General features: G+C 52.7%; 19 protein-coding genes and 3 pseudogenes. 5 read left to right on the top strand and 17 right to left on the bottom strand.

All coding sequences use genetic code 11. From position 1 onward, the window contains the following. Positions 1-146: 146 nt before the first annotated feature. The 5 genes and pseudogenes from KI367_RS27655 to KI367_RS22100 all read right to left on the bottom strand — a co-directional run bounded on the left by KI367_RS27655 (position 147) and on the right by KI367_RS22100 (position 5,046). Positions 147-1,466 (bottom strand): annotated as a pseudogene (locus tag KI367_RS27655) (MFS transporter). 61 nt (positions 1,467-1,527) lie between these two features. Then, positions 1,528-2,025 carry a winged helix-turn-helix domain-containing protein gene (locus tag KI367_RS22115; RefSeq protein ID WP_036713072.1) on the bottom strand — a complete coding sequence of 166 codons (498 nt, stop codon included), beginning with the start codon at positions 2,023-2,025 and terminating at the stop codon, positions 1,528-1,530. Between the two features lie 674 nt (positions 2,026-2,699). Further along, positions 2,700-3,317, bottom strand: a complete 618-nt coding sequence (locus KI367_RS22110; RefSeq protein WP_036713118.1) for a YkoP family protein — start codon at positions 3,315-3,317, stop codon at positions 2,700-2,702. Positions 3,318-3,465: 148 nt separating this feature from the next. After that, positions 3,466-4,344, bottom strand: a complete 879-nt coding sequence (locus KI367_RS22105; RefSeq protein WP_212952185.1) for a DUF4362 domain-containing protein — start codon at positions 4,342-4,344, stop codon at positions 3,466-3,468. Positions 4,345-4,479: 135 nt separating this feature from the next. Further along, entirely contained in the window at positions 4,480-5,046 is a 567-nt protein-coding gene (locus tag KI367_RS22100) for a GbsR/MarR family transcriptional regulator (protein ID WP_212952184.1), read from the bottom strand. Between the two features lie 369 nt (positions 5,047-5,415). On the opposite strand from KI367_RS22100, the gene KI367_RS22095 reads away from it, so the two are divergent. The 3 genes and pseudogenes from KI367_RS22095 to KI367_RS22085 all read left to right on the top strand — a co-directional run bounded on the left by KI367_RS22095 (position 5,416) and on the right by KI367_RS22085 (position 8,369). Continuing rightward, entirely contained in the window at positions 5,416-6,633 is a 1,218-nt protein-coding gene (locus tag KI367_RS22095) for a quaternary amine ABC transporter ATP-binding protein (RefSeq protein ID WP_212952183.1), read from the top strand. Continuing rightward, a pseudogene (locus tag KI367_RS22090) lies at positions 6,611-7,427 on the top strand (ABC transporter permease); the annotation flags it as partial. The gene KI367_RS22095 and the pseudogene KI367_RS22090, both read left to right, overlap by 23 nt. Positions 7,428-7,451: 24 nt before the next feature. Then, a complete protein-coding gene (locus tag KI367_RS22085; RefSeq protein ID WP_212952181.1) occupies positions 7,452-8,369 on the top strand; it encodes a glycine betaine ABC transporter substrate-binding protein in 918 nt (305 codons plus the stop codon). 175 nt (positions 8,370-8,544) lie between these two features. On the opposite strand, the gene KI367_RS22080 is transcribed toward KI367_RS22085, so the two are convergent. Further along, a complete protein-coding gene (locus tag KI367_RS22080; RefSeq protein WP_052147168.1) occupies positions 8,545-9,975 on the bottom strand; it encodes an S-layer homology domain-containing protein in 1,431 nt (476 codons plus the stop codon). Positions 9,976-10,311: 336 nt separating this feature from the next. Between KI367_RS22080 and KI367_RS22075 the strand changes: the two genes are divergently transcribed. Continuing rightward, on the top strand, positions 10,312-11,217 hold the full coding sequence (locus KI367_RS22075; protein ID WP_246537167.1) for a hypothetical protein: 906 nt from the start codon (positions 10,312-10,314) through the stop codon (positions 11,215-11,217). Positions 11,218-11,307: 90 nt separating this feature from the next. Here the strand turns inward: KI367_RS22075 and KI367_RS22070 are convergent, their stop codons facing one another. From KI367_RS22070 to KI367_RS22035, 8 genes and pseudogenes are all read right to left on the bottom strand, one after another. After that, positions 11,308-12,069 carry a DUF6081 family protein gene (locus KI367_RS22070; RefSeq protein WP_052147167.1) on the bottom strand — a complete coding sequence of 254 codons (762 nt, stop codon included), beginning with the start codon at positions 12,067-12,069 and terminating at the stop codon, positions 11,308-11,310. A gap of 41 nt (positions 12,070-12,110) precedes the next feature. After that, positions 12,111-13,022 (bottom strand): prenyltransferase, encoded by a 912-nt coding sequence (locus KI367_RS22065; RefSeq protein ID WP_246537166.1) that lies wholly within the window; start codon positions 13,020-13,022, stop codon positions 12,111-12,113. Positions 13,023-13,234: 212 nt separating this feature from the next. Then, on the bottom strand, positions 13,235-14,107 hold the full coding sequence (gene ant(6), locus KI367_RS22060) for an aminoglycoside 6-adenylyltransferase (RefSeq protein ID WP_036713062.1): 873 nt from the start codon (positions 14,105-14,107) through the stop codon (positions 13,235-13,237). A gap of 142 nt (positions 14,108-14,249) precedes the next feature. Then, positions 14,250-16,922 (bottom strand): discoidin domain-containing protein, encoded by a 2,673-nt coding sequence (locus KI367_RS22055; protein WP_246537165.1) that lies wholly within the window; start codon positions 16,920-16,922, stop codon positions 14,250-14,252. A gap of 237 nt (positions 16,923-17,159) precedes the next feature. Beyond that, positions 17,160-18,236 (bottom strand): annotated as a pseudogene (locus KI367_RS22050) (transposase); the annotation flags it as partial. 305 nt (positions 18,237-18,541) lie between these two features. Beyond that, positions 18,542-19,399: an SDR family oxidoreductase gene (locus KI367_RS22045; protein ID WP_036715693.1), complete on the bottom strand. Its 858-nt coding sequence runs from the start codon at positions 19,397-19,399 to the stop codon at positions 18,542-18,544. Positions 19,400-19,507: 108 nt separating this feature from the next. Next, the gene (locus KI367_RS22040; protein ID WP_212952179.1) at positions 19,508-19,927 is read right to left on the bottom strand and encodes an Rrf2 family transcriptional regulator; all 420 of its coding nucleotides are present in this window, start codon (positions 19,925-19,927) and stop codon (positions 19,508-19,510) included. A gap of 545 nt (positions 19,928-20,472) precedes the next feature. After that, positions 20,473-20,799 (bottom strand): ArsR/SmtB family transcription factor, encoded by a 327-nt coding sequence (locus KI367_RS22035; RefSeq protein ID WP_197070098.1) that lies wholly within the window; start codon positions 20,797-20,799, stop codon positions 20,473-20,475. 182 nt (positions 20,800-20,981) lie between these two features. On the opposite strand from KI367_RS22035, the gene KI367_RS22030 reads away from it, so the two are divergent. Next, positions 20,982-22,358, top strand: coding sequence for an MFS transporter (locus KI367_RS22030; RefSeq protein WP_212952178.1), 1,377 nt, complete (start codon positions 20,982-20,984; stop codon positions 22,356-22,358). 113 nt (positions 22,359-22,471) lie between these two features. Here KI367_RS22030 and KI367_RS22025 read toward each other — a convergent pair whose 3' ends face one another. From KI367_RS22025 to KI367_RS22015, 3 genes are all read right to left on the bottom strand, one after another. Then, complete coding sequence (locus KI367_RS22025) at positions 22,472-22,669, bottom strand: DUF6199 family natural product biosynthesis protein (protein WP_212952177.1); 198 nt, start codon at positions 22,667-22,669, stop codon at positions 22,472-22,474. A 75-nt stretch (positions 22,670-22,744) separates the two neighbouring features. Continuing rightward, entirely contained in the window at positions 22,745-23,647 is a 903-nt protein-coding gene (locus KI367_RS22020; RefSeq protein ID WP_212952176.1) for a phosphatidylinositol-specific phospholipase C/glycerophosphodiester phosphodiesterase family protein, read from the bottom strand. A gap of 27 nt (positions 23,648-23,674) precedes the next feature. Further along, positions 23,675-23,953 (bottom strand): hypothetical protein, encoded by a 279-nt coding sequence (locus KI367_RS22015; protein ID WP_212952175.1) that lies wholly within the window; start codon positions 23,951-23,953, stop codon positions 23,675-23,677. Positions 23,954-24,201: the final 248 nt, after the last annotated feature.

The raw sequence follows: 24,201 nt of genomic DNA, 5'->3' as shown, positions 1-24,201 counted from the left end.
TCCTTACCGAGAGCAACTAAAAGTCCGATTGAACCAACCGGCCCTTCGCAAACCATTTCAGCCTTCAGCCGGTGTAAAAAACGGCCCCGTAAAGGACTTCATCCTGCGGGGCCGCACCACTTTATATGAAGAAAAGGGATATAGAATTATAGCGATGGGGTCGCTTGCGCCGCATTCGTTTTTTCCGGGGAAGCAAACCAGGATTGATCCATGTCATCGGCCGCAGGCAGCTTTCGCGTGACCGGGTCGAACATCCAATAGATGCCCACGCCCAGCACCGCGAGCCCGCAAACGGCAATGACGGCCGAGCTTGACGTCACGACGCCTGCGCTGCCGCCAAGCAAATTGCCCAGCGGCATCGCGATGCCGCTTAACCCGGAAGCCGCGGCAAAAACCGTTCCCATGTTTTTTTCCGGCACGCCTTTTTGAATGACCGTATTGATGATAACGTTGGTGACGCCTCCCGGGAACCAGGCCAGCCCATAAACCAAAACGACGAGCCACGTCCAACTGCTGAATACGCTCAGGCACCACGCGATTCCGGATAAGCAGAAGGCAGCGGCAAAAACAACGCCGAGGCGAACCCTCTCCAGCTTCATATAAGGCGCGAGGAGGGCGCCAAGCAAACTGCCGCAAGCCCCGGCCATCAGCAGCATTCCATAGATCCCGGGCCCGCCCAGACCGTCGGCGAAAGCCGGCATGACCGTAAAAGTCGCCCCGCCCGCCGCGTTGATGACGATCACGCCGAGTTGGATGCGCGACAACGGCGTGGCCAGGATCAGCCGAATCCCTTCTTTCATGTCCGATACGTAATCCTTGAACGGGGTGCGACGGGTGTTCGATTCCGAGGTTTTGTTTTAGGATATCTTTTGTTCGTTGTTATGCGAATCTCTTGGTGTTGTTTTGATTCTCAACTGCATAAACAGCAGCGCCCCGATAAAGAAGCCGAGCGAGTTCCACAAATAAAGCGCAACCGCGCCGAGCAGGACAATGAGCGCCCCCGACACGGCGTTGCACGCAACGTCAATCCCTTGATACGCAAACGAAAACAAGGAGTTGCCCTGCGTCAGCTGCTTTTTATCCAGGATTTTCGGTAGCGCCGACATTTGCGCGGGATAAAACCACATGTTGATCGTCGTTAAGATCGGGGTAATCGCCAGCACCAGCCCAACCGTCAAAAAATCAAAATAATGCGCAAGGGGCACGACCAGCAGCAAAACCGCCTGAAACAGCTGGGAATATACCAGCAGGCCCCGCAGGGGCACGCGGTCGATCATGGGCCCCGAGAAGAGCTGAATGATTCTGGGCAAGATCGATAGAAAGCCGGCGATCCCGGTATAAAGCGTGGAGCCGCCAAGGCTGTACACCAGCCACATGGCCGCAACGGCATACAAACTGTCCCCGATATTCGTCAGGATCCGGCCGATGAACAGCAGCGTGAAATTACGATTCTTAAAAATCCCCATCCCATACACCCTTCCCGTTTGTCATTATTCATAACCCAAGCAACCCGATTTGGTTGGCCGGTTATTTTGCCGCTTCCGCCGAAATCACCCGAATTCCGATCGCATATTCCCGGCTGTTTTTCGCTTTCGATGCCGAGGTCTTCGCAACCCATGTTTCGAGCAGAGCCTTGAATTCGGCCGTCATTTCCTCGTGCTGCTCCGGAGTGAGCTGCATTCTCACGTTCATTTTCGTGCTGGATGCCGCTTGATAATCGTCTGCCAGCACCGGATCGACAAGCTGCGTTCCCTTGGTGTTGAACCACTTTGCCTTGGACTTATAATATTTCTCCACGATGCCCCCGACAGTCCGGGTCTCCACCAAATCGATCAATCCGCCGTCGTGCAATTTCTGAATATGATAGTGGATGCTTCCCGGCGATTCCCCAAGTTCATCGGCTACTTGCTTGGCCGTTTTCGGCGTCTCGACGATCGCTCCGATAATCTTCACCCGCTGGGCGCTCCCCAGCAATTTGGCCTGCTCCACCGAGATTTCAATGGATTGGTGCTCATTCTGATCCATAAACGCGACACTCCCGTTCTTTCAAATTTCGATCCAATTTAATCAATCATTCCACATTTATAATTCATTCTAATTTTTTAGATCGATAAGATGGCTTTATCATAACCCACCATTTTCCATTTGTAAATAGGCATATTTTCTTTTCGAAAAAAAATAAAGCACAACCGCAAGAAACGGTCGTACCTTGGATTTCCATGCTTTTCCGGTGGCCGGCCAACGACATGGACGTCATCGAAGAACAAAGGATATAACGCTCTTCGTCGCCCATATTTCATTAAGTTGGTTTCGTGTCCCTGTCAAAGGCAGGCCGACTGAAATATAGTATACGGAAGCCTACCAATATCCTTTAGGAGGGGAAAATTTTCATGAGAAAACATCCATGCAAATGCGATCCTAAACCGAAAAAGTTCAAGCGGTGTTTTAAGGAAGTCAAAGGCTGCGTCACTTACACAACCATTATCTATAAACCAAAAGTTAAAAAGTACCACGATCCGTTTTCCTGGTGTCACGAAATCCCGTGTAAGAAAGGCCACTGTAAACGGAGCCGGTGCCACGTCTGCAGACCCCATAAGAAAAAGCACCATTGGTGAGGCCATCGGGCGCATGTCCCGCATGACATCCTTCAGGCCGCCATCCAAGATGGCGGCTGCTATTTGAAAACGCTTCACAAGCCATCATGACACGATCGCGGCCATACCGCCGCCCTTTGCCCATGCTTCCTGCCGATAGCGCAAAAGCAAAGACTGCCTCGTCATCAGCAGCATTTTCGGGACAAGCTTCGTAACCTGCCGCTTCGTGCGGGCTCCGCCTTCCGGATGCAGCACCCGGAGCAGCAGGCGCAAGTAATAGGTCGAGAACATCCGGAAGCTCTTGGACTTCAGCGGATGCAGCTCAAAGCCAAGCCCGTGGATCATCCCGCGGTGCAGCAGCGTAATGCCGGTCAGCGCTTTGACATGCGCTAGCCCGGGATCGGTTTCGAACGCCGCGCTGATCTCCTGCATCGATTTCCGCAGCATTCTGGCGGTCAGCAGCGCCGCACGGTCGGCCCCCAGCTCCTTGGAGAGCCGGAGCACCTGCCGGTTGTCCAGATGAAGCTCCCCCACCCAATCGCCGGCATGAATCCATTCTCCGGTATGGCATTCCAGGCTTTTTCCGTGATGCCTCTTCACCACAAGTTTGCAAATTCCATAGGTTTGAACGGAGGAACTCCGCCATTTCGTCATTTGGTCAAACACCGATTCCCAGGCCATCCATAACGACTGAACGCTTGCTTTTGAAAACGTAGCGAACATATTCAATAGGGTTCACGTCTTTCTGTTCAAGATTCGTTCTTCTGCAGCAGACCGCCTTTTTTCCTCGAGGAATGGCTTCTATTAACGTTTGACGGCCCGGATCGGCAAAACCATGCAAAAGAAAGAAAAAAAGTGCTTTTCGCTGTAGTTAATTTCCCGTCCCTTGCTCCGCCGCCGTCTTCGGCAAGGACCGATAGACGGAACCCGAGTGCACGATCCCGATGATTTCCTCCGCTACCGCCGTCATTTGCTTGCCGTCCGGACTGCCGTCGCAGGAATTCCACCGAAACTTCCGCTCGCCGCTGTTGATGTATACCGTCAGATCATACGCATCCCCCGCGGGGCCGCTGCAGGCAGCAGAGAGCTTTTTCCCGGTCAGGTAACCGGCAAGGACCAAGGCGCGGTATATTTTCTGGAGGTCCTTTTCCGGAATGGCGAAGTCGCTGACCGTTGCTGCGCCGTCGTCGAGGCTTTTCACAAACTTCTGTTCCGCCGTATGGATTTCATTTTTCAAGCCGGGACCGTACTTCAGAACAAAATCGAAGCGGTCCTGCCTGCTCACGTCAAAATGAATCGTCAACAGCTCGACCTCCTCCCTTTCCCCTGCGCAGCCCGTAAGAACATACCGGATTTGCGTTTCCGTTTCCCCGCGGTTCATCCGGCCGCAGTCAAAGATCTGTACCGTGCCCGAACCGTATTCGTCCATCGTCGAATCCAGCCGCAGTTCGATCCGGCCGTTTTTGCGCGTGATATCATAGTACATGGGATCGCCTTCGATCGTGTACCGGATCAGCCGCTGCGTTCCCTCTTTTTCGTTCACGAAAGCATCCAGCCGTCCCAGGTTTTGGACCATCCCGTGCATGTCGACTACATCGGCGCCCTTGGATGTTTGGCCGTCTGCTCCCGGTTTCTCCGTATGGCGAGGCGTTTCTGGGGTTTTTTTGCCGTTTTGCGGCTCCTGCCGGTCGGAACAGCCGAAGATGAAGGCCAGCATAACGATGAGCATAAGCAAGCCGTACTTTTTCATGGAATCCCCCTCTTACTCGTGACGTTTTCCCTTCCTGACGTACCCGCTTGACAAAAGGTTTCAACACCGCCGATCCACGGGCCCAAGGCACAAAAAAAGGACCTTGGGAGCCTGAAGCATCCCGGTCCTCTATGATTAATTTTCCCTGGGCGGCACTTTCGGTACCAGCTTGTAAATGTCCCCGTTTTCAAAGGTATCGATCAGCCGGTCCAGCCACTGGTAATAAGCGAACGCATCCTGGAGCTTGGCTTTGTCTTTGCGCAGCATCTCCATCATTTCCGGATCTTCCGCGTATTCCTTTTCCATTTTATTGATTTCATCCGTCGCTTTGCGAAGGACCATCATGTTGGATTCCACGGACTTTCTCCATTTGATGTCAAAAAAGTCGGTAAACGTCTGGTACCAATCGTACTCCACTTCATACAGGTCTTTGCGCGAGCCTTTTTCCCAAACCTTGTTTACCATTTTCAGATCAAGAAGCGTGCGAACGCCCGTACTCATACTGGTTTTGCTCATCTTCATTTCGGCGCCCATCTCGTCCAGCGTCATCGGCTTGTCCGCAAAAAAAAGCAGGCCATAGAGATGTCCCGTCGATAAGGAAATGCCGTATAAGTCCATATTTCGCCCGATCGTTTCGATCACACGTTTGCGTATTTTGTCCAGCGCCGCATGCTGCGCTTCTTTGCCCGGGTCCAAGCCCATGCTTGCAACCTCCTTATAGTTCAGCCATTCTCTCGGGTGTTTTCCGTTAGATCACTCATCGCTTAGACGAAAATCCAGAGGCAACAACCTTCTTGGTCTATTGTAGAAAAACGCCTTTTAAAAGTAAAGAAGCCTCAGAAGCCGCATACGGGAGCATATGGGAGGAAATCTGAGGAATGGTTTGTACAGTTTTTTCTGTACGTTCTTTACATACTGTTAAAACGTTTGTTACGATATTGTTAGTTGTTGCATCGTTCAACGCCACGGATTCCATCGGCGCTCTTTTTTTCTGCTGTTTAAAGGGCCGCCGATCCGAATCATGGGTTTTTGCAATTTTTGTGCTCTAACTGGTTTAAAGGGGGGATTCATTTGTCCATCTTACAGCTTCATAAGGTAAGCAAATTGTTCGGTCCCCACGCGGAGAGCTGCGTGGAGCTTCTCGAGCAAGGTTGGACCAAAGAAAGAATAGCCAAGGAGAAAAACGTTACGGTTGGCGTGAACCGGGTCAGCCTCGATATCGAGGCCGGCGAAATTTTCGTCATCATGGGATTGTCCGGCAGCGGCAAATCGACGCTTGTGCGGATGCTGAACCGCCTCATCGAGCCGACGTCCGGGGAAATCCTCGTGCATGGCAAAGATCTGATGAAAATGAACAAGGAGCAGCTGCGTACCGTCCGCCGCCAAACGATCAGCATGGTGTTCCAAAAGTTTGCGCTGTTTCCGCACCGCACCGTGCTTGAAAACGTGGAATACGGGCTTGAAATACAAAAAGCGGATAAACGCCAGCGGCGGGAAAAAGCGAAGCAATCGCTGGAGCTCGTCGGACTTGCGGGCTGGGAAAGCAAACGCCCGGACGAACTCAGCGGCGGGATGCAGCAGCGGGTCGGCCTGGCCAGGGCGCTTGCCAACGATCCCGAAATTCTGCTGATGGACGAAGCCTTCAGCGCGCTTGATCCGCTGATCCGGCGGGATATGCAGGATGAGCTCTTGGATCTGCAGGAGAAGATGAAAAAAACGATCGTCTTCATTACGCATGATCTCGATGAAGCGCTCCGGATCGGAGACCGGATCGCGCTGATGAAAGACGGCGCCGTCGTGCAGGTCGGAACGCCGGAGGAAATTTTGACCCAACCGGCCAACGCCTATGTGGAACGTTTCGTGGAGGATGTCGACCTTTCGAAGGTGCTGACCGCATCCCATGTCATGCGTCGTCCGGAAACCATCATGGCCGACAGGGGACCGCGCGTCGCGCTGGAGCTGATGCGCGAACGCGGCATTTCCAACCTGTTCGTCGTCGACCGCGCCAAACGCCTGCTCGGCGTCATCACGGCGGAGGACGCTTCGGCCGCCATGCGCGGCGGACAGTCGCTGGAAGACATTCTGATCGTCGACGGGCCGCGCGTCCATCCGGACGTCGTCATGAACGAATTGTTCGAAATCACGAGCCTGTCCAAGGTGCCGCTGGCCGTCGTCGACGACGAAAATCGCCTTCTCGGCGTTATTGTCCGCGGAGCACTGCTTGGTGCCCTCGCCGGACAAAACCATCCGAAGGAGGTGATTCCGGATGCCGAAACTACCGCTGGATGAATGGATTGAGACGATCGTGGGCTGGATGGAAGATCATCTGAAGTTTTTGTTCGACATGATCTCCGGCGCCATTGAAGGGATCGTCAATGCCTTTACCTGGGTGTTCATGCTGCCTCATCCTTTTCTTTTTATCGTTATTTTGGGCATCCTGGCCTTCCTGGTCGGGCGCTGGTCGCTGGCCCTGTTCTCCGTCATCGGCTTCCTGCTGATTTATGATTTGGGGTATTGGTCCCAAACGATGGATTCCTTAAGCCTCGTCATTACGGCCGCGCTGATTTCCGTCGTCGTCGGCATACCGATCGGGATTTGGTGCGCATACAGCAAAGGCGCTGCCCGGATCATCACGCCGCTGCTCGATTTCATGCAGACGATGCCGGCGTTCGTTTATTTGATCCCTGCCGTCACCTTCTTCAGCATCGGGGTCGTGCCGGGCGTCATCGCCTCCGTCATTTTTGCGATTCCGCCGACCATCCGCCTCACCATGCTGGGCATTCAGCAAGTGTCGGGCGAGTTGACGGAAGCCGCGGATGCCTTTGGTTCGACTTCGGGCCAGAAGCTGTTTAAGGTGCAGCTGCCGCTCGCGATGCCGACGCTGATGGCGGGCGTGAACCAGACGATCATGCTGTCGCTGTCCATGGTGGTCATCGCTTCGATGATCGGCGCGCAGGGGATCGGAGCGGAAGTATACCGCGCCGTTACCCAGCTGCAAATCGGCAAAGGTTTTGAAGCCGGACTGGTGATCGTTATTTTGGCTATCGTACTGGACCGTTTTACGCAACAGTTGTTCAAAAAATCCGATCGAAAAAGGGGAAGATAAGATGAAAAAACAAAGCAAATGGTTGATGCTGCTCGGTCTCGCCGGCGTGCTGACGCTTTCTGCCTGCAACAGCGGCAGCGGCGGCGCGGATAACGGCAAAACGGAGAACGGAAGCTCCGCGGAATCCATCGGCAAGCAAGTCAATCACGAAATCATCGGCATCGACCCGGGCGCGGGCATCATGAAGGCCACCAGCAAAGCGATCGAGGAATACGGCTTGTCGGACTGGAAATTGATCGAAGGCTCCGGTGCGGCCATGACCGCGACGCTGGCCAAAGACATCAAAGCCAAAAAGCCCGTCATCATTACCGGCTGGACGCCGCACTGGATGTTCTCCAAATACGATCTGAAATATCTGGACGACCCGAAAAAGGTATACGGCGAAGCCGAAGAGATTCACACCGTGGCCCGCAAAGGCTTGAAAGAGGATGAGCCGACGGCCTACGAGTTTCTGGACCGTTTCGAATGGACGTCGGATGAAATGGGCGAAATCATGACCGCCATCGAAGAAGGCGCCAAACCCGAAGATGCGGCGAAAAAATGGGCCGAAGACCATCCCGACCGCGTAAACGAATGGATCAAGGATCTGAAGCCGGTAAGCGGCAATAAGCTGAAGCTCAGCTATGTGGCCTGGGATTCGGAAATCGCCAGCACCAATCTGCTCCAATATATCCTTCAAGAGAAGCTTGGTTACAAGGTAACGGCCTTGCAGGTCGAAGCCGGCCCGATGTGGACCGGAGTCGCCAACGGCGACGTGGACGCGACTGCCGCGGCATGGCTGCCGCTGACCCACGCGGATTACATGGACAAATACAAGGATAAAGTCGATGACCTCGGCGCCAACATGACCGGCGTCAAAACCGGGCTTGTCGTGCCGTCCTACGTGGACATCAACTCGATTGAGGATTTGAAAAAATAAACGGGCTTTGCCTGATAAAAAAAAGCTTTAAAGCTGATGATGCCGTCCCAAAACAATTTGGGGCGGTTTTTTTGGCGGGGAAAAAATCAAACAGCCTCCGCGAATGCGGAGGCTGTTGCACATTTACGTTGCCCATAGGGGACCAGATGTTTTTATGCATGATGTGCCGTTCTCGTTACTTTTTGCCGTTACCCTTCCCGTGGCCTTTTCCATTTCCGGGTCCATGGCTGTCTTCATGTTTGCCCTTGCTTTGGTTTTGTTCCGGTTGCCTTTTTTCGATGTTGATTTCTTTTCCGTTCGAGAATTTCACCGAAAGCTCGATCTCTTGGACGTCGCCCGGATTCACGTTAAGCACCGAGACCAGTTTGCTGAGGGCATCCTCGGGATTCGTCCGCTCGGTCATCGCCGCATCGCTCAGCCATTTTTCGATGGCCGCCGCGGCTGGTTTTCCTTCCAGCTTCTCTCGGGTTTGGCCGGACTTGCGCTCGAACTCCGCTTCGATTTTCCCTTTTTTGTTTTCGTATTCCACTTCCACTTCGCCCTGGCCGGTCAGCTTCATTTCAAGTCTCAATTGAACGACCGTTACCTTCGACGGCTCGCCCGGATTCGGTGCGGAATCTTTCCCGCCATCATTCGGCTTCTCATCGAGCAGGACGGCTTCTTGGACGATGTTGTCCAATACGACCAGCTGTACGGAGTCATGAACCGCCAATTGGTCTGCGCGGACATATTTGGTATGGTACGACACGAGCAGTTCGGACGAAATGCCGTAGGTGAACGATTGGTTCGCGTATGTAGCGATAGTCACGCTGCCGTTGACCGTGGCCGGGGTCGTGCCTTCCGTTTTGGATTGGTTGAATTCAATGTTCTGGATCACGCCGCTCACTTTAACCGCGCCGGCCTGATCGAGCAGACCGCCGTTCGTTCTGTCCAGCAAGGCGGCGATTTCGGCCCGGGTCACGTTTTTGTTCGGTTTGAACGTGCCGTCCGGATAGCCGCTGATGATCCCCTTTTCGATCGCAACGTTCACATAACCGACGGAACCGGCAGGAATGGCAGCCGCATCCTTGAACGCCGGCGTCTTCGTCATTTCATGCAGTGCCTCGGACTGCAGCCCGAGCGACTTGACGAGCAACCCCGCAATCCATACGCGGCTTGCCGGCTTTTCAGGCTGCACCGCTTGCTCGGAAGCGTCGAACAAGCCGTTTTCCAGCGCCGCCAAAATATAACCCTTCGCCCAAGGATATTTTTTGCCGATCAGTTCGGCATCTTTGAAATGAAGCTTCGCATCCGGCTTCTGGGCTTTGGCCTGGTCTTCCAATCCGAGCAGCCGCACGGCCATGACGATCGCCTCTACCCGGGTGACCGGCTGATTCGGCCGGAAGGATCCGTCCTCGAACCCTTGAAGGACGTTTTTCGATTTCATTTTGGCGATGTAGGCTTCGGCCCAATCCGCATCCCCGATGTCGTTAAAGTCGTGGGCAAACGGCGGTTTGGCGCCTTTTGAATCCGCTTTCTTGCCGCTTGAAGCCGAAGTCATTCCGGCAAGGCCGACCGTCAAGATAAAGACCAGCGCAAGCATGAGCAGGTTTCTTGCTGTTTTCAACGATAATTCATCTCCTTCGAATGGCGATTGCCTGATTCAGCCGGTGCTTCCGTGCCTCCATGCGCGGCCTGCGTTCCGGAGGACGGCTTTTCCGGCCGGTTTGATGGAATCTAATGTTGTTTATCGACAATATTCGATGTTTTTTAATGGGCATCTAGTCCTAAATTAAGGATTGAGCCGGCGATTCCGGTGCTCCCCTCGCTTCCCCGCTTGAAGTCGGGGATCCCATCGACCAAGGTCCAGGAAGAAGTCCAGTCCCCGGATGGAGGCAGCACGGCCCGATTCCCAATAAAATACAGTTAATTTCAAAATTGAACTGGATTGGGGAGATTCGTTGTGAGAAAGGTCAGAAGTACGAAACAAAGCGGAGCCATCCGTTTGTTTGAAGGCGAAAAATGGCTCGTGCTAACATCCGTGCTCGGTTTTTTGCTCTCGGCGTTTTGCGGGCTTTGGGTGCTCGCATTCGGGAGCGAGGCGGCTCCGGGAGGAAACATCCTAAATGCGTTCTCTTTTAACGCAGCCATCGGCATCTTTCTGCTGTCCACGGCGGCCATCCTGCCGTATTCCGGTCTGGGGAGCAAAAGCAGGGCATTCTTCCGGTATCCGTATATCGTGCTTGCGCTTTATTCCTATGCAGCCGAAACCGTGCAAAATTTTCGCGGCGTGAATCCAAGGTTTGTCGTTGGGGGCACTCCCTTCGACGAGGCGGTCGGCAATATTTTCGCTTTTGTCGCATTGCTTCTCGTTCTCTTTTACCTGGCCGTCGCCATTACCTATTTCCCTCCCAAGGTATACGCCAACTATCCGGAATTTGCAACCGGCATTCGCTATGCCATGGTTGCCGTCACGCTGTCGTTTGCCGCGGGCATTTGGATTTCGGTGAATCAGGGCCGGACGGTGGGCCTTCACGGGAACATCATTTGGCTGCACGGCTTGGGTTTCCACGCGCTTCAGGCGATCCCGCTCGTCGGCTGGTTGGCGGAGCGTTCTTCCCTTTCCAGGGCAACGCGGCTGCGGCTGGTTCAAGTGGCCGGCATCGCTTATGTGCTGGGGCTGATCGCGATCGGCTGGCAGACGGTTTTGGGCCATGCCGTTCTTGAATGGTCGGTTCCGACGGTTGCGGCGGGCGCCTGTTTCCTGATCGCGTTGGTTGCGGGGATCCGGGTGCTTGGCAACACCCCTGCGGATCGCATTTTCACGCCATCGGCGGCACCTGCTCCCCGGCGTTCGCGCGTCCTCTAAAAAACAGCCCCGAATATGATGGCTTCTGAATCAAAAAAGGCGCCCCTTCCCTCCGACAACGGAGTCAGGGACGCCTCTTTCCATCGAATATTACTTCTCTTCCTTGGTGCTGCCGGAGTGGCTTCCGTCTTTGATCGTCACGGTGACCGGAGAATATTCCGCGATGACCGTTTGCCCGTGGACGGACACGCTGCCTTCCGGCGAAATGTCCTTTTCGGTCATGATGCCGAGCGCGATCGTAAATTCGTTGAATTTGATCGGAATCTGTTTTTCGCGGCGGATTTCTTCCCCGTTCAGGTAAAACACGGCCTCATCGTTGCCGCGGTCATACGTGATTTTGTACGTGTTGAACTCGCGTGCTTTGAAGTTGGTATCTTCCTTGAAAATGCAGAAATAACGCGTTTTATCGGACGGCGGCACCTCAACCCCCGGGAAAGGAAGCACCGCGTACACGCTGGCGTACTTGTCGTTTCCGGCAAAAAAGTCGAGCGCCGCTCCCGTCGTAAAATCGAGCAGGTTAAGCGACACGTAACCGTCGTACAGGTCGCCCGGAACCGTATTTTGCGTGCGGGCGCGAATTTGCAGCTCAAAGCTGACCTCGCCGGATTCAGGCACCTTGATCGTTTCCACCGAATAATACATATGTTTGGCGTTGTCCAAAATTTGAATCTGGTCGTTTTGGCGGCTCAGCGGAGCGCGCACGTACAGGATGCCGTTGCGGACGATCACGACCGCATCCGGCTCGCGGTATTCCCAGAACGAACCGTCCGGCAGCGGAAACCCGCCGATTTTCCAAACCTCGCCTTCCGACAAAATGGTATGAAAATCGCCGATCACTTTTTGTTGTTCCATGTGGCTAAGACTTCCTTTCTTTTACGGATGGGATAAGCAAATCAAATCAGTCCTTGAATCACGAGGCACACGATCATGATCAGACCGCTCAGCTGCGCCGATTTGACGGATGCGCCCATCAAAGGCAAATAAGCATGGGAGCTGTTTTGCGGCTTCAGCCTGCCGTATACCTGGTAAAGCGGAAGCATGGCCGGCAGCGCCAGCAAACCGTAGACCGGAAGCGCACCAGCAATGACGCTGATGACCAGCATGACGGCGGCCAGAAAAAGCAGGAATCTGGAAAACGCCAATGCCCGCTTCTCGCCCCATACGACGACCAGCGTGCGTTTGCCCGCCTGACGGTCGGCCTGCCAATGCAGAAAATGGTGGTTGAACAAAATCAGCGTCGTTAAAAGTCCGATCGGCAGCGACAGCAGCAGCGCCCGCAAATCCAAATGGGAAGTCTGCACGTAATAAGCGCCCATGACCGGAAGCACGCCGAAGGAGAGCAGGATCGCGATTTCGCTGTACCCTTTCCCCCGGTACCCGAACTTCAGCGGAGGCGCCACGTAAAAGTAAGCGATCAGCCCGCCGAGGGCTCCGAAAACAAACGCCCAGATGCCGGAACAGATCGCCAGCACGATGCCGCAAACGGCAGCCAGCGCAAAAAGTCCCCAGGTGATGGCCGCAAACTTGCGGACGCTCCATACCTGGTTCGTCAAAAACCCGGAGTTGGTCGAAACGGCGTCAACCGCTTCTTTCGCCGCGGTGTCCGTTCCGCTTTTGTAATCCCACAGGTCGTTGATCATGTTGGAAAACAAATGCGCGGCCGCCGCCCCGACCAGCGTAATCAGGAACAGCCAGACGTTAAACACGCCGTCCCACACAAACGCGCCGAGCGCGCCCAGCGCAACCGGGATGAGCATGACCGGCACGACGCCGAACCGGGAAGCTTTTCGAAATTGCTTGAGCATGTTCACCGATGCTCCTTTCTTCTAAGGATACCCCTATTCTTTCGGGAATATGGATTCGGCGAAACAACATCACCGAACAAATGATATTTTTCACAAACTTTTCCGTAAAAAGCAGCCTCTTTCAGAGAAAAGAAGCCGCATGAAATCATAGGATTTTTCAACATCCCTCGCCGAAAAAAGTTGTGTTTTCTTTCTATTTCAGCATAGCACTTTTATCGATCTTTGTCATGGAGTGTTAGATTTTGCATAATCCGTTCCGTGTAGCCCGTGATGGCCGCGTCATAATCCGGATAGTCGTAGCCCAGGCTGGCGGATACCATTTTGGAATATTTCCGAAACAATTCATAACAAGTCAATAAAGATTGCCGCATGCTTGCGTAACCGTGCCCGGCATACGTGGACAGCAGCTTTTCCCAATCTTCCGGCGGAAGATAACGGTCGATGAATTTATAGTTTTTGCCGACGCTAAAAGAGAAGCCCTTCTCTGTTCCGATCTGCCAAGACATCATGCGCAGCAAATTGGGCCGGGCAATCTCGTTCAAATGGTCGATGGCAAACAGAATCTCTTTGCGGGCCAGTCCCTTGGCGACGTACGTGGACACCATCCAAAACTCGTTGCAGCAATCGTCGAATTCCCTGGCGGTCGGCTTGTGGATCCAATACTGCCGGTCGCTCGGACGAACCTCGCGTTTGACGAAACCGTCCTTGTCCAGCAAAACATCGACCAAACCGTCGCTGCCTGCAAAGTATTCATCGGACTCGGCTACCGGAATAAGCGTTAGATCCAATTTAAGCCCATCCTCAAAAAGAATGATGTACGAAAACCAATTGCCGAGTTCAGGCGGAAAAAGCTCCATGTCCTCCGGCTTTTGCATCATCAAGCGTTCCCCGAAAACGTTCAGCCACTCATCGCTTGCTTTGAACGAATCCATATCCGTCACAAAATACGAAATATCGAAATCCTGGAACGCATCCCGGGCAATGTTGACGTTGGTTCGCGACCCTTCCAGCGTGACCATTCGGATCCGGGGATCATTGACGGCAAAATCGACGAGCAAATCCATGAATTGTTGTTCGTTTCTCATTTTGAGTGCTGCCCTCCCAGCGGCATAAATATCGCTATTTTTTAACCAAATGCTAGGCCATGCCCCTATTCTACCTAACCTGAAAAAAGAAAGCTACGGACGCCGCCCGCGGCATCCATAGCTTCGTTTGCCAAACCAAAATCTATCGTTTGATGTTGTCCAGCGCTTTTTTGCCCAGACGTTCCAGCAGCTGCTGTTTGTACAGGCTTTCGACCTTCACGTGTTTGCCGAGGCTTTCCCAGTAACCGTCGCTGCGCGGACGCGGGTCGTATTCGCTTGGCACGAGGCCGGGCACCTTCGGACCCGCATGTCCGATCGCGTAGTTTTGCGCCGTCGGCGGCTGCTGCGAAGTGAGCTCGTTTTCCGTATTCCAGGAGACGTAGTTCGCTCCCGCCCAGCCATGCCCGCTGCCCAGCCAGCCGCGGTCGCGGATGGAGATCGGCGCATCGATGTTGTCGAACAGGCCGCCGACCGACCAGCGGTGATGCGGTTCGCTCGTGTTGTAGTTTAGGGTCGCCTTGCCGTCCAGGAACACGTTTGGCCCCTGCACCCGGCTGTCGACGACAAAAGCATGCCGCGCCGTTTCCGTGTAAATCCTTTGCGCCAAATTCAGCTGCCCCATCTGGTGGATCACATAACGGCGGCCGCCGGTAATGATGCTGACCATGTCGTACATTTGGCTGTCCTGCACCGTAATCCATTTGGAGTTGCGGCTCATCTGCACCAGCGAATACGACAGATGGTAACCCGTCACGTCGCGGACCCAGCCGTTTTTGACGCTGTTAAAAACGACGAAACGTTCCGCGTGCTTTTCGTCGGCATGATACGGATCGGTTTTGTCGTTGTCCATCACCGTATCCATCACGCTCGGGTCGAACTCGGTATCCGCGCGCATGTTCTCCACGCCGACCTGCTCGATCCGGGCACCATCCGTATATTTGAACAGCTGCCCGCCGCCCCATTTTTGCTCGATGGCATTGGCGATAGGCGCATCCACCGTAATCGTGTTGCCGTCGATCGCCGTGATGACGCGGTCAAAATCGAGGTTAAACGGCGACCACTGCGTGACGGTTCCGCCCGGGCGATTATAAATGTAGTCCATGCCGATCTCGTGAATCCAGTTTTTGTCGCCGATCCGGCGCACCACCACCGTATCGCCGACCTGATACCCGCTGGCATCGTCCACGTGGAAGGTCCGGGAGCCGGAAGGCACGTACAGATCGGTGATCGTTCTCATGGAGTCGTTATCGATGCTAAGGCCCGTATTTTCCCCGATTTCGATCAGATTGCGCGGCGTCGTTCCCGTGCCGTAGATGAGGGTGCCTTTGTCATCCTGCCCTTCGCCACGCAGCACGACGCCGCTGGCTTTGATTTTCAGCGTGCCTCCGACCTCGTATTTCCCTTTTTTAAGCAAAACCGCTCCGCGGAAGCCGTCCTTGCCCACCGGCAATTGAGACACTTCATCGATGGCCGCCTGAATGCGGGCCGTGTCGTCCCCGTCCCCCGGCTTCACCGTCGCCTTCACTTTGACGTTCGGGATTTTTACGCCGCCGCCCATGTAGCCGGCATTCGAGAAATCCAGAATTTGATTGCCGCGGAAGTCGCTTACGTACACCAGCTTGCCGTCATCGCCAAGAAAGGCGATTTGGCTCTGATCCTTCGGAATCTTCTTTTTGTTCCATACGGTAAAGTAGAAGGAGTCGTATACCGGAGGCTTGCCTGCTTGCTCCATCTTCAGCCGGATTTCGTACCGGCCTTTCTGATCCGCTGCACCCGCAGGCGTCCACTGCTTGGTCTCCCCTTTGGACACCGAGATCGGATCCAGCTTGGCAATAACCTTGCCGCCGTAGATCAGTTCGCCGCTCAGGTTGCCGTTCACGTTGGAGATGGTCGACACGGAAGGATACGCATCTTTCGGCTCGATGAGTGCAGGCTGGCCGATTTCGCTTGGGATATGCGGATGGGCGAGCGTGGAGTTCATCACGTATTTCTCATCCAAAAACGCGTTCGGATCATCGACCACGATCCAAAAATCATTCGTTTTCAGCTGCGTCGCCGTTTGCACTACGCCATGCACAAGCGCCGCGCCCGCCTGGTTGGCCGTAAACGCTCCCGAAGGGGCGATGCTCACGTCCTGCGTCGTGGACGCAAACGTCTTGGCGTAAGGCGTCAAATCCACTTCCTGCCCGGAGTCCAGTTCGCCCTTCAGGACCAGGGTTCCCTGTTCGCCTTTATTCAAGCGGATTTCGGCATTGTTCGGGTATTCCTTTCCGCCCGGGTCCGTAAAATAGATCCGTTTCAGCCCGGCGGGGGCCGGCGCTTCCGTGCTGTGATACACTTCAAGTTCGGACAACTGCACGTTCAAGTCTTTGCTTAAATTGAGATGGAGTTTGATATATCTTGCGGACACGTTTTCGAACATCGCTGCCTCCGTTGCCGTCAAATCTTTATTTTTGCCGTATGCCTGATTCCAGCTGCCGTTGTCGTCGGAATATAGGATTTGATAATCCTTTAGGTTATCCGCGCGATTGAGATGAAACATGACTTTGTTGAAGGTTTCCTTGGCGCCGAGGTCGACCGATATCCAGACGTTCATATCGTCTCCGCGGTCCGCGGCCAGCGGCTGCCAGACGGTCGCAGGATCGCCGTCCACGGCATTGCCGGCCTTTCCGGAGCTGGCCTGGGCATTTTTGCCGAGCGCCAGATTGGTACCGGAATCGCCGGCCGCAGCCGCTTTTTCCCTGCCTCCGGACATGGCCGGAAGCATCAGCAGCAAAATCATGAAGCCGAGGCCAAGCTTTTTCATCGAGCCCATCAATAGAATCCCACCTCTCTGAAATGAGGATCATGCGAATTTGCTAGCATTTCATTCCGCATCCCCTCTATTTTGAAATCGCTTACATTTTAACTTGCGCAGGTATGGAAAGACATGTCTTTTTTATCGATGGGCTTGTGTTTTGTTAAGGAAAGTGTGCGGAGGCATGCCCGCGTTCAATTCGCTGATTCGGCAGCTTTTTTTGGGTATCCGGATGATGTGGTGGAAAAGGGCTTATCATTGGCCCTTCTCCAATTTCTCGATTAAGGCAGGAAGGTCAATTCCAAGATACTTACGTTCCTCCTGATCTCGAACGTAAATAAGGGGTACTTTGAACATTGGAAAGTTCTCTTCACGAAGCTCATAACCATCCAAACGCCGCTGATGCTTCGGTTTACGCTGTTTAATTAGCCCTTTTGTAAATAGGATCTTAGCTCTTAGGGCTTCAAACGAATAACCTCTTCCCAATCGGTTTGTTACTCGAATGAAGCTATTTAGAGACTCTGTATAGGCGTTTGTGATTCGGTGGTCAAAATAAGCGAAGATTTCTCTTTCCCAGTTATTCATGGCTTTCGTTAATGCATTGAAAGCAGGTTCGATTTCAATCGGTATCTTAGCCTTCCAATCGCAGTATTTGAGGATCGCCAATTGTTTATTAGGGCATTCCCATATATCGAGGAATGTTTCCTTTAACTCATACGCAATTCTAAGGGAAGGGTAATTCTTCGTCCATACATCGAGAATAAACGTATCCCTCTCTGAAAGCTCTTTATTGCGTTTGAGAAGGATGAAACGCTTCCGTTCTTTGTTAGGAAGCCTTGAAAGATAACTGATAACCGTTTCCTTATTCCGATCTGGAAGGATGTCGAACAATGTTTGCTCTTCTATATTGGTTAGGACGCATCGAGGTTTAATGATATGAATTTCATCGATCCCGAGCCATTGAGGTGTTTCGAAACGAATGGTTTCTCCCAGATGATTAACGTAGACACGAAAAATATTGCGGATCGTCTTTTCGTCCATGCCTACCTCTTCGGAGATACTTACGAAAGTTCTTTTAAGGCTTTGCTTTTCGATATAGGCCAAGAGTCGTTTGGTACAGTTTCTCTTATCATCAATAATGTCATCTATTCGTTCCCAAAAGGTTTGGTTACATTCACGACATCTATATCTTTGACGTCTAATGCAAAGTCCTACTCGCTTTCCGCGAATTGGTAAGTCCATACAAATCTGCTCACGGCTGCTATGTTTATAAAGATTCGCTACGCATCCACAATGAGGACAAGAAGAGGGTGGAGATGTTATCTCCACCTCAGGCTGTCGAGAAACCCCCTGTTTTTTGCAGGGGGTTTAAAATTGCCTCGTCGGTCACTGAAGTAGGGTTCTCAGAGCGCTTTAAATCGATTTTTATTTTAAAAGATATGATTCCCCATATAAAAAATAGAGTGTCGAAAAGTCCGTTGGACTTTCTCGACACTCTGGGGTGGAGATGTTATCTCCACCTGTATTTGTAAGTCATGCTCGCTTTCTAATATACCGTAAATTTTTAAACGGGATAGATTGAGTATGTCCATTCTGATACCTTCAGTCTTGCAAAAATTGGGCTGCATGCTCATGACTTAGCCTTGCAAGGCTTTTATGACGATCTCTTTAATAGGCGTTTGAAATCCAATTAGCTTTTGTAAATCATCGGTCGTTCTTGCCATTTTCCCCTCTGCAATTGTGGTATAGATAAAAGCCGTAGTTTCAGCAAAAGATTCCGGCATACCTGCTCGAACGAGTATGTTCTTCTCTTCTTCAAAGGAAACCGATTGATGGACAACACTTTTCCCAGAAACTTCGGAAAGAATTTCAGCCAAATCATCAAAGCTCCAAGGATTATTGGAAACAAGGTTGTATTCCTTGTTCTCATGTCCATCCTCTGTCAGAACTGTGGCGGCAGCAAGAGCCAGATCACTACGGCTAACCGAATTCACTTTTCCCTTATTGGCATTTGTAATGATCGTCCCGTTTTCTACGTTTGCTTTTAGTGATGGATTAACAAAAAACTCTGTATAACCACCGTTACGCAAGAAGGTGTATGGAATATTCGTCGTGCGAATCGCATACTCCGTAGCCATATGAACGAGAGCGAATGGATTATCTTCGGCAAAAGCAAAGCCGGTATAGGCAATTTGCTTAATACCTGCATCTCGGGCGGCTTTGACGACATTGGCATGTTGGACGACACGTAATGGATCATCGGTCTCTGAACTTGAGATAAACAGGAGTTTGGTTCCGTCGACAAATGCATCGTGAAGAGATTCCGGATTATTATAATCTCCCTGACGGACTTCAATGCCAAACTCCGCAAGATCAGAGGCTTTTTCGAGATTGCGTGCGACTGCAACAATTTGATTTGTCGGAGCCTTTTTGAGTAAATGTTGAATAACGAGACCTCCAAGTTGACCTGTTGCTCCTGTAACAATAATCTTCATGAACTGATCTTCCTTTCGTTATTTTTCTATAATCAGGTTATAACCAAAATTGTTATAATAACTTTGATTATAACGAGTTCAAAAAAAATGGCTCAGTAAAACGCCATTCTATTTGCCCAGTTCTGTAACCAATTGTCTCAATGAAACCTGAGCTAGCCTCTGTTCCATTGCTGATTGAGCCGCTCTCATTTCTGACCGCAGAACAGCTACCATATTTTTTCCTATCGGACAATTTGGATCTGGTTCTGCATGTATATTGAACAACTCACCATTGTCAATAACTTCCACTGCATTGTATACGTCCAGCAACGTGATCTCTTCCAAGTTCTTCAGCAAAAATGCTCCTCCCACTCCTGGACGTACATCAACAAGTCCTGCTTTTTTGAGTTTGGCAAGAATATTGCGAATGATAACTGGATTGGTCTTTACGCTCGCTGCCATGAAATCCCCAGTACAAAGCGAGGGGCTTAAATGTATCAAGCAGAGAACATGAACTGCAATCGAGAAACGACTGCTTAATTTTTTCATTTGTTTCACCCTCTCGTTATAACCATAATAGTTATACCGGATTCAAAATTCAATAACTTGCAGATCAGTCCACCACAAGTTCCGATTTTATCATACAATTACAAAACAGGAGATTCCGCCACATAATCCGGATACCCCTTTTTTTCTGCGATCTTCGTTACCTCATGGATCTTGCCACTTCGATCATTTGCTCCTCGGTGATTTTCCCGGTGTCCATCTCGACATAAGTATCGCCTTGGACCCAATGCAAAATGCCGCCCGGGAATTAGGTTCCGATCGACCCAAGCGACGAAATCCTTCAGCCTTACCGATTTGCACGATCTCCCCCAAAGGACCTAAGCGAAGCAGCGGGTACGGAATCAATGAAGTTGTTGACTTTGTTCATCCTTCGCCGCTATTTCCTGGCCCTCTATGAAAAATGCCCCTTCGCGCTGCATGGTTGCAAATTTGAAGCGCCCCCGTCAATGCCGGAGGCGCTTTTGCTGTATCCGAAAGAGGTGCCGGCATGAGTTTACACATCCCTATACCGTGCCGCCCGCCTCCTCTTATTCGTACAGCCAGCCCAAGGACTCCGCAAAATCCTTCAGTTTGTCCGGCTGCAGCGTATAATAGTGCCTCTTTCCCTCCCTGCATTCTTTGATGTAGCCCGCTTCCTTGAGCTCCTTCAAATGGTAGGACAGTTTGGACGGCGATACGTCCTCCAGTTTAAGCTGCAAATCCGCAGGACACACGGCAGCAGGCTCAAACGTGCAGACAGGCGACTGGTAATCCGGCTGCCTGCCCTCTTTGATCATCACCAAAACCTTCATCCGAATCGGGTCGCTGAGTGCTTTGGCCGCTTTGGCCATATCATTTTCATAATTGGGTCTCATGGAAAATATTATACGCTTCCCTTGTTGACAATTCAACTTTTCTTGAAATATAATCATTTCAAAATATTTTGAAACGAGGTGCTTTTTACATGCCCCCACAAGATTTATCCTCCACAGTTTCAAGGGGTAGGGATACTGCCGCTGCCCACTCTGCGGACAAAGCGGATGCGTCCAAGAAAGCCTTGGGCTGGAGTCTGGCGATTCTTGCGTTTGCCCAGTTGATCTACTCCCTGGACATTAATATCGTGTTCGTCGCGCTTCCCGAAGTGGGCCATGCGCTGGGCTTTTCGAAGCAATCCCTTCAGTGGGTGGTCAGCGCCTATACGATTTTTTGCGGCGGCTTCCTCCTCCTTGGCGGCCGCGCCTCGGACCGGCTCGGGCAAAAAAGGATGTTCGTCTCGGCGCTGCTTCTGTTTGCGCTGGCTTCTCTGCTCGGAGGGCTGGCTTGGAATCCGCTCGTCATCATCATGGCCAGGGCGCTCCAAGGCATTGGAGCCGCGTTTCTTTTTCCGGCTACCTTGTCGCTCATCAATCGGCTGTATGAAGAAGGCCCCCGGAGAAACCGTGCCCTTGCGGTGTGGGGCGGAGCCGGGGCCAGCGGGCTGACCCTCGGTTCCCTTCTCGGCGGGATTCTAACGAATGCCATTGGGTGGGAAGCCGTTTTCTTCGTCAACGTGCTCTTCGCCGGCGGCGCAGCCCTTGCGGCCCTCTTCGTGATTCCGCGCGACTCCGCCCGATCGGGAAGAAGCCGCTTCGATCTCCCCGGTGCGCTAACCTTTACCGCTGCCGCGACCCTTCTTGTTTATGTTCTCGTCCAGGGACCGGAGTCGGGATGGGGTTCGGTCAGCATTTTGGTATGCGCCGTCATGTCCCTTCTGTTGTTTCTCGCTTTTGTACGGATCGAAATCCGTACCGCGGATCCGCTTATGCCGCTGCATCTCCTTCGGAGACGCAGCCTCGTCACAGGCATGATCATAACCTTTCTTTACATGGGCACATTTGGCGCGATCCCTTATTTCCTGACGGTTTTGTTCCAGAATGTGCATCAATTCAACGCCCTGCAAACCGGTCTGGCATTTATCGTGCCTTCGCTTTCCATCGCCCTCGGAACCCAATGGGGAGAAAGGCTTGCCACGCGTTTCGGCATGCGCAGCACGCTCCTGAGCGGCTTCCTGATCGGCATTGCGGGTACTGCCCTCCTCCCGCTGGGGGCGGGTGTCGACTCCGGCTACCTGCTGATCGTTCCCGGCTTGATCGTTTCCGGTGTCGGCCAGGGCGTCGTATGGACCGGCATGTGGATCGCCGCTTCCACCGGCGTGGCCCATTCGGAGCAAGGAGTGGCCTCGGGCATGGCCACAACCACGCTGAATATCGGCAACGCGATCGGCATGGCCTTCCTGATCTTCATCGCCAATTCCGGCATTGACGGGCAAACCGGCAGCTCGCTGCTGGCCGCGCAGGCTTCCGGTGTCCAAACCGCCTTGTATTGGGCCGCCGCAGGATTGATAATCGGGGGAGTTGCCGCCTTGTTCCTTCCGCGAAAAAAAACAAATCAGTAATGAAAAAAACAAAAGGCTGCCCATGGGCAGCCTTTCAACGGGTATTTAAGCACGAGACCGCCTTCCGGCGCTACTTCTACGGGTTCTGCTTGTCGGTGCCTCAGGAATACTCCCTAGGTCCAAAAGATCTTCGCCAGCGCGCTGCCCAGGCCTGCCAGAAGGAACAACGTTCCGCCAAACCGGGTCGCCCAGACATAACCCATGGAGGGTTCTTCATCACCGCTGTTTTTCCATCTTTCGGTTATTTTCCAGAACGTCGCGGGGCTGATCAGCATCACCAAACCTACCAAGGTCAACAGGATCTCGATCATGGCGGTCGCGTACTCTCCTTCCATTTACCGATTCATTCATCGAGCTGGCCTTTTCCTGCGGAACCGGCTGCCGATTTATGTACGTTTATCCGGCTTCGGCAAAGCGGCTTTGGCCGTTTTGGCCGCGCCTTGCTGAGCCTTTTTAGCAGCATACCGTCTTAAGTCCTCCGGCGTGACAAAATCGGTGTAAAATCCGTAAACGCCCTTCGCCTTATACTTGTCCATCGCTTCGGGGCTATTGATCGTATGGACGAAACTTCGCTTGCCCATCTGCTTCAGGCCGCTTAGAAATCCGGAGGTCGCCCGCCATTCGGGCATGGTGACGGCCGTAACTTTCGGGCGGCTTTTGACGTACTGCAACACTTTTTGGTTCGAATCGGCCGTCTGGTACAACGTATAAATGTAAGACTCGAACGGAAAGACGCGCTCGATGACCCCGTACATTTTTTCGTTATATATTTGCGGGATGATCCGCTTCAATATATGCGGGTCCTCGTTCAGCAGCTCTACGATTTGATTGAACTGAGCGGTCACCGTATCCGAATCCGTGCTTTTCGTGTCGGTCACAAAATAGGCGTCCGGATACTCGTGCATAATATCGACGATATCGCCAAACGTCAGCAGATGGTATTGATCGAACATCGTTAACGACCTCATCCGGTCAAGCGGAAGCGGCCCGCCGGTCATGTCTGCCGAAACCGGTTGTCCAAGCGATTGAAAAGCATAAAGGGACCAGTCATGCCGCCCGACCAGGCAACCGTCCGACGTAAACTGCAGATCGATTTCAAAGACGCGCTGCCCTTTTTCGTAATTCGTGACAAAAGCCTCGTAGGAATTGGTGTATGGCTTCTGGTCGATCCCGCCGAGCGCGTGGGCAACCAGCCGGTAATCCGTCCATCCGGCCGCGGACGCGGAAGAGCCCAGGGACAGCATGCAGGCGGCCAGCAGCGGGGGCAATGCGGCAAACCATTTTTTCATGTCAACCTCCAAGATCTCGGCATCACGTTATTGCGGGGCACCCTTTTCAACGCTTACCGTTTTCGTTCTGGCCGGATCGTACACGTCCTTGTCGGCATAGGGGCTTTCCAATACGGCTTTCACGTATTCCCCTGCCCGGTACTCCGCCGCGTTTTTGACTTTCACTTCAAATCCGCTGACGTGCAGCATATTCCTGTCGGCATCGACGCTTTCGATCCGGCCCTCGACCTCAAAACGATGAGGATGATGGCACCCGGCCGCCAGGACGCCGAGCAGGATCAACGAAACCAACCACGCGGCTTTCATGGACTTGTCGTTCCCTTCCCTAAAAAAGCCTTTTACATATAAAACAGTTTAGAGCGGAAAAGGTTGCGGGCATGCGCGGATTTTTCCATACTGTGTGGGGAGTCTTCAGCATTCGAACACACAATCATAACCACCCGTCCAACGGGTGGTTTGCACTTGGGGTATAACCCCCTGTTGCCAAACTGCGCCTAAAGACGCTAGCCTGACAATAAATTGTTCAGGCTCAGTGTAATTTGTCTCTTTCACTT

The organism is Paenibacillus cookii, from assembly GCF_018333375.1.
Lineage (GTDB): Bacteria > Bacillota > Bacilli > Paenibacillales > Paenibacillaceae > Paenibacillus_AQ > Paenibacillus_AQ cookii.
The sequence above is the reverse complement of the archived record's forward strand: the minus strand, read 5'-3'. Positions and strand labels throughout refer to the sequence as shown.

Bases quoted from the DNA above. Each gene is read 5' to 3' on its own strand.
- KI367_RS22015 (WP_212952175.1), bottom strand. From the start codon at position 23,953: ATGAAAGCCGCGTGGTTGGTTTCGTTGATCCTGCTCGGCGTCCTGGCG.
- KI367_RS22115 (WP_036713072.1), bottom strand. From the start codon at position 2,025: ATGGATCAGAATGAGCACCAATCCATTGAAATCTCGGTGGAGCAGGCC.
- KI367_RS22020 (WP_212952176.1), bottom strand. From the start codon at position 23,647: ATGAAAAAATGGTTTGCCGCATTGCCCCCGCTGCTGGCCGCCTGCATG.
- KI367_RS22085 (WP_212952181.1), top strand. From the start codon at position 7,452: ATGAAAAAACAAAGCAAATGGTTGATGCTGCTCGGTCTCGCCGGCGTG.
- KI367_RS22065 (WP_246537166.1), bottom strand. From the start codon at position 13,022: ATGCTCAAGCAATTTCGAAAAGCTTCCCGGTTCGGCGTCGTGCCGGTC.
- KI367_RS22040 (WP_212952179.1), bottom strand. From the start codon at position 19,927: ATGAAAAAATTAAGCAGTCGTTTCTCGATTGCAGTTCATGTTCTCTGC.
- KI367_RS22055 (WP_246537165.1), bottom strand. From the start codon at position 16,922: ATGGGCTCGATGAAAAAGCTTGGCCTCGGCTTCATGATTTTGCTGCTG.
- KI367_RS22105 (WP_212952185.1), bottom strand. From the start codon at position 4,344: ATGAAAAAGTACGGCTTGCTTATGCTCATCGTTATGCTGGCCTTCATC.
- KI367_RS22110 (WP_036713118.1), bottom strand. From the start codon at position 3,317: ATGTTCGCTACGTTTTCAAAAGCAAGCGTTCAGTCGTTATGGATGGCC.
- KI367_RS22045 (WP_036715693.1), bottom strand. From the start codon at position 19,399: ATGAAGATTATTGTTACAGGAGCAACAGGTCAACTTGGAGGTCTCGTT.
- KI367_RS22070 (WP_052147167.1), bottom strand. From the start codon at position 12,069: ATGGAACAACAAAAAGTGATCGGCGATTTTCATACCATTTTGTCGGAA.
- KI367_RS22100 (WP_212952184.1), bottom strand. From the start codon at position 5,046: ATGGGCTTGGACCCGGGCAAAGAAGCGCAGCATGCGGCGCTGGACAAA.
- KI367_RS22025 (WP_212952177.1), bottom strand. From the start codon at position 22,669: ATGATCGAGATCCTGTTGACCTTGGTAGGTTTGGTGATGCTGATCAGC.
- KI367_RS22035 (WP_197070098.1), bottom strand. From the start codon at position 20,799: ATGAGACCCAATTATGAAAATGATATGGCCAAAGCGGCCAAAGCACTC.